The organism is Rhodonellum sp., assembly GCF_030656585.1.
In the GTDB taxonomy this organism is placed as follows: Bacteria; Bacteroidota; Bacteroidia; order Cytophagales; family Cyclobacteriaceae; genus Rhodonellum; species Rhodonellum psychrophilum.
The window spans coordinates 1-2760 of sequence record NZ_JAUSPP010000001.1 but is presented as its reverse complement, the minus strand read 5'-3'; the positions used below and the strand labels follow the sequence as shown (position 1 = coordinate 2760).

Below are 2760 nucleotides of genomic sequence, written 5' to 3'. Positions count from 1 at the left end.
TGATTTTGGTTCTTTGTCACTTTTGGCTTAGCCCAAAAGTAACCAAAAGGCCAAGAAATTGGAATCCTCCTCCGCCCTTGGCCCACGCCGGCTCGGTCCAATTTCCTCCTCCCCACGTCCGAGGGAAGTTTAGTGGTAATTCCACACCCCTAGCCTCTCTCCCCACAGACCACTCCTTGCCTCCTTACCGCCCAATATCAGCGAAGCCTGAAGGGCCTAGGCAGGCTTCAACCTTGAATGGCCCAAGATGAAGCCTGGGGACAAGTGGGAATTTGTACTTTTTTTGGTTGGGGAAAAATCCAAACCCCATCCCCACAAATATCTGCAAGGGACAATTTTTTTCAGAAAATCCCCATCCGTCAATCAATGGACAATCAGGTAAGAGGAATGTCCAATTTTACGGGACCAATTTGATTTTTTTGGAAAAAAAAACCTGTAATTTATATTGTCGATCCCGGCTAAATCCCGGCAAACGTGACCCCGGTCACGCCGGGGTTTTCCTTAAGGTTTTAGCTTCGCACAAATAATCTTCTTATGGACGTTGAAATTCTCTCCAGAGTACAATTTGCATTTACCATTGCCTTTCATTACATCTATCCCCCACTCAGCATTGGCATAGGACTGCTGATGGTGGTCTTCGAAAGTCTCTATATCCGAACCAAAAATAAACAGTACGAGGTCTTGGCCAAGTTCTGGACCAAGATATTTGCGATCACTTTTGGGATCGGTGTGGTGACCGGCATCGTGATGGAATTTGAGTTTGGAACCAACTGGGCAACGTATTCTAGGTATGTGGGTGATATTTTTGGCAGTGCGCTGGCTGCTGAGGGCATTTTTGCCTTTGCACTGGAAAGCAGTGCATTGGGCGTTTTGCTGTTTGGCTGGAACAGGGTGAAACCCTGGGTACACCTGGTGGCGACGCTTGGTGTCTTTCTGGGGTCGATGTTTTCTGCGGTTTGGATTGTCGTCGCCAACTCCTGGATGCAGACGCCAACCGGATACCATATCGTTGGGGAAGGGATGCAGGCCCGGGCGGAAATCGTCGATTTTTGGGCCATGGTGTTCAATCCATCTTCGGTGGACCGGCTGACACACGTGTGGTTGGGCGCTTTCCTGGCTGGTTCGTTTTTGATCCTGAGTGTGCATGCATATTATATCCTCAAGGGGCGCTATGTAGAGATTTCGAAGAAGGCCTTCAAGATCACCCTGGTCGTTGCCACGATCAGTTCATTGGCCCAGCTGTTTACCGGACATAGCTCTGCGGAAGGGGTTGCCGTGAATCAACCTGCTAAATTGGCCGCATTTGAAGGCCATTTTGATGCGGAGGCTCCAGGTGATCTGTATTTGATGGGCTGGGTGGACAAAGAAAACCAGAAAGTGACGGGTTTAAAAATTCCAGGTGGGCTGTCTTTTATGCTTCATCAGGATTTTGAAACCCCCGTGACCGGTCTGAATGCTTTTCCCGAGGAGGATCGGCCTTCCCAGGTGAATGCGGTATTCCAATTTTACCATTTGATGGTGGCGATTGGCATGTTTTTGATTGCCCTCAGTCTTTTTGCCATGTGGCAATGGAAAAGAGGAAAGTTGTTTGAGAAAAAATGGCTGCTTTGGACCTTTGTTTTTACGGCTATTTTGCCCCAATTGGCCAATCAGTTCGGTTGGTTTGCCGCAGAAATGGGCAGACAGCCTTGGGTGGTCTATGGCTTGTTGAGAACCTCCGACGCTTTGTCCAAAAGCGTTCAGGCCAACCAGGTGTTGTTTTCACTGATTTTGTTTTTCATCGTGTACTCCATCTTGTTGCTGCTGTTTATTTACTTGATGAACAAGGGAATAAAAAATGGCCCCTATGATGAGGAAAATTATGACGAAGGATCACTGAACAAGGCAATCGCCGGAGTAGTGTTAAACGATATAAACAAATAATATGGAAACGTTCTTGGGCTTGGATTATCCAACATGGTGGTTTTTGGTTGTAGGTGGGCTTTTCTCGGGTTATGCCATATTGGATGGTTTCGATTTTGGGGCTGGTGCATGGCACATGTTTTTCAGACAAAACAAAAGCAGGGAAATCGCCTTAAAAGCGATTGACCCGACCTGGCATGGCAACGAAGTCTGGTTGGTCATCGGAGGGGGAACCTTGTTTGCCGGATTCCCGGTGTTTTATGGGACGCTTTTGTCGGCCATGTATACACCGTTTATCCTTTTCCTCCTCTTTATCATCTTCAGGGGCATTTCCATCAAGTTCAGAAATATGGAAGAAATGCCATGGTGGCGAAAGATGTGGGATTGGAGTTACTCTATATCGAGCATCATGCTGGCAGTTCTTCTCGGTGTGGTGGTCGGGAATGTACTCAACGGAATGCCGCTGGATGAAAATTACGAGTATATCGGAGGAGGCTTTTTTGAGTTTCTCAATCCATTCTCCATTCTTGTGGGTATCACCAGCCTGGCTCTTTTTATGATGCATGGCGGGATCTATTTATTGTTGAAAACCGAAGGCAAACTATACGACCGATTGCAGGATCTATTGAAGAAAGGGATCATCTTTTTCATCGTTTCCTATCTCATCACCACGGTGTATACGCTGCTCTATGTGACGCACCTCTCTGAGGTATTCCGTGAAAATCAAGCCTTGTTTGTGGTTCCTTTGTTGGTATTCCTCAGCATCGCCAATGTCCCGAGGTTGGTGAGTAAGAAGAAATACGGCTGGGCATTTATCTTCACAAGCTTGACCATTGCCTTGTTGTTTGTCCTGGTGGC

At 47.2% G+C, this 2760-nt stretch carries 3 protein-coding genes; all 3 read left to right on the top strand.

Features of this window, described 5'->3' with window-relative positions; genetic code table 11:
- The coding region (locus Q7J63_RS00015) for a hypothetical protein (protein ID WP_304883462.1) at positions 1 to 251 on the top strand (251 nt) is incomplete at its 5' end.
- Between the two features lie 283 nt (positions 252 to 534).
- The gene (locus Q7J63_RS00010; protein ID WP_304883461.1) at positions 535 to 1923 is read left to right on the top strand and encodes a cytochrome ubiquinol oxidase subunit I; all 1389 of its coding nucleotides are present in this window, start codon (positions 535 to 537) and stop codon (positions 1921 to 1923) included.
- A gap of 1 nt (position 1924) precedes the next feature.
- A partial coding sequence (gene cydB / locus Q7J63_RS00005) for a cytochrome d ubiquinol oxidase subunit II (protein ID WP_304883460.1) occupies positions 1925 to 2760 on the top strand: 836 nt, incomplete at its 3' end.

Excerpts from the sequence above, each read along its gene's own strand:
- Q7J63_RS00010 (WP_304883461.1), top strand. The coding sequence starts at position 535 with ATGGACGTTGAAATTCTCTCCAGAGTACAATTTGCATTTACCATTGCC.